Origin of the sequence: Streptomyces thermodiastaticus (assembly GCF_014656135.1) — a bacterium.
GTDB lineage: Bacteria > Actinomycetota > Actinomycetes > Streptomycetales > Streptomycetaceae > Streptomyces > Streptomyces thermodiastaticus.
The window spans coordinates 1-1,624 of the sequence record NZ_BNBV01000064.1 but is presented as its reverse complement, the minus strand read 5'-3'; the positions used below and the strand labels follow the sequence as shown (position 1 = coordinate 1,624).

2 protein-coding genes and 2 pseudogenes are annotated in these 1,624 nt (G+C 62.4%); 2 read left to right on the top strand and 2 right to left on the bottom strand.

Annotated elements, in window-relative coordinates; genetic code table 11:
* Positions 1–72: 72 nt before the first annotated feature.
* Positions 73–263: pseudogene (locus tag IE286_RS26825) on the bottom strand (OmpA family protein); the annotation flags it as partial.
* 50 nt (positions 264–313) lie between these two features.
* Positions 314–535 (bottom strand): hypothetical protein, encoded by a 222-nt coding sequence (locus IE286_RS26820; RefSeq protein ID WP_189799350.1) that lies wholly within the window; start codon positions 533–535, stop codon positions 314–316.
* Here IE286_RS26820 and IE286_RS27535 point away from each other — a divergent pair.
* Together IE286_RS27535 and IE286_RS26815 are read left to right on the top strand one after the other, a co-directional pair.
* A pseudogene (locus IE286_RS27535) lies at positions 494–586 on the top strand (DUF192 domain-containing protein); the annotation flags it as partial. The gene IE286_RS26820 and the pseudogene IE286_RS27535 sit on opposite strands and share 42 nt — an antisense overlap.
* Positions 587–879: 293 nt before the next feature.
* Positions 880–1,296: a hypothetical protein gene (locus tag IE286_RS26815; RefSeq protein ID WP_189799349.1), complete on the top strand. Its 417-nt coding sequence runs from the start codon at positions 880–882 to the stop codon at positions 1,294–1,296.
* The last annotated feature ends 328 nt before the right edge of the window (positions 1,297–1,624 follow it).

Genomic DNA, 1,624 nt, shown 5'->3' with positions numbered 1-1,624 from the left:
GACAGCAAGGAAGCCCTCCGCGCACTGATCCGCGAGATCAAGGCGGGGAGGGCAGACCACCTGCTGTAGGGATCAGCGCTCCGTACGCGGGAACGTCACCTCCACCCGGCGGTTCTTCCTGCGCCCCTCCTCGGTGGAGTTGTCCGCGATGGGGTAGTCCTCGGCGTCCCCACGGACGTCGAACGTGATGTCCGGGTCGTTCAGCTTCTGCGCCAGCATTTCTGGACGGCGTTGACGCGCTGCTTGGACAGCACGACACCGTGTTCGTGTCCACATGCGCACCGCTCTGGTTCCTTCATCATTTGTCGTTCGCTTACCGGTCGACCAGGGGAACGTCGAACAGGTCGTGGGGCTCAGGCAGGTCGGTGAAATGCTTGGGATCGAGATCCCAGTCCTCCTTGCAGGACAGCCGTGGCAACTCATCATGACCAGCCTTTCCAACGAAGGGCTGGAAGCTGCAGAGCGGCACGATCACGGAGGTGGCCAGCGCTTTCGACCGGGTCGCCTGGGCCTGCCCCGCCTCCGCGCCCGCCACGTCCTGGAGGTGGATGCGGGCGCGATGACGATGTGGGGACTGCGGGCGGGGCGCGGGTGGAGGTATGGGTGGACGTGCCTGCCGAGTCAGATTCATGAGCGCCGCTCACGAAGACCTCCCGCTCCCGCGCCGGTTCCTCCCCATTGCCACATAGTTCTCCTGGACGACCGGAGCATCGTCGAGGGGCTGACCGGCACCGTTTTCGGCCCTGCCCGTGTGGCCGGGGCCGAAGGGGTGCGGGAACTCGGTGGCCGGGACCTCGAGGTCTGGCTGAACGAGCGCGGAACACGCGTGAAAGTCCTCATCCCTGCTCGGCGAAGCAGAGAAAAGAAGGAGATAAGCACATGATTCGCACTCGGTATTATATGGAGGACGATTCCGAGCTGCCACGCTTCAGTGGACCTGCAGAGCTCAAGGTTTTGGGGCACTGGGTGTCCGGAGATATTCAGCTTGTCGGGCTTTCCATTCTGGAAGCGATCGATCTGGTGAGGCTGGCGCAGTCCGACGCCGGTTTCGCTCCGGAAGACCTCACCGGAAACGCCTTCACCGCCACGATCAGCCCTCAGGAGGTGACGATCGAGAATCACTTCCTGGAGCAGGTGCGAGGTGCATTCCCATTGGACAAGGCGCTAGTGGTCCTGCTCGACTTCTGGGACTACTTCACTCTGGCATCTCCCGATAAATGCACATCCTGCTGGAACGAGTACGTAAGAGAGAACGGGCGTGACCCACTTGCCGGTCTTCGTGAGATCACCGCGTGATATGCAGTTCATGGGCGGCCGTGGAGCGAACCTGTGACGCGAATGGGTTCGGCGGAGTCGATGGTCAATCGGTTGACCGCCATCAACTGGACTGACTATGCCACAGGGGACGTTTGTCCTCGAAGTGGAACTTACGGTCGATCAGCACGCCGTACCACGGGGCGTTCTTCGGATCCGCCGTGAGGGCTTCCTTGCTGTCCACCAGCGGGCGGTAGCAGTTGTTTCCTTCGGCGCAGTAGGGGTCTTCCCAAGGCAACGCCTACATCGCCATCGCCGGCCAAGAAGACCACCCGCTGGTGGACAGCAAGGAAGCCCTCCGCGCACTGAT

Excerpts from the sequence above, each read along its gene's own strand:
- IE286_RS26815 (WP_189799349.1), top strand. The coding sequence starts at position 880 with ATGATTCGCACTCGGTATTATATGGAGGACGATTCCGAGCTGCCACGC.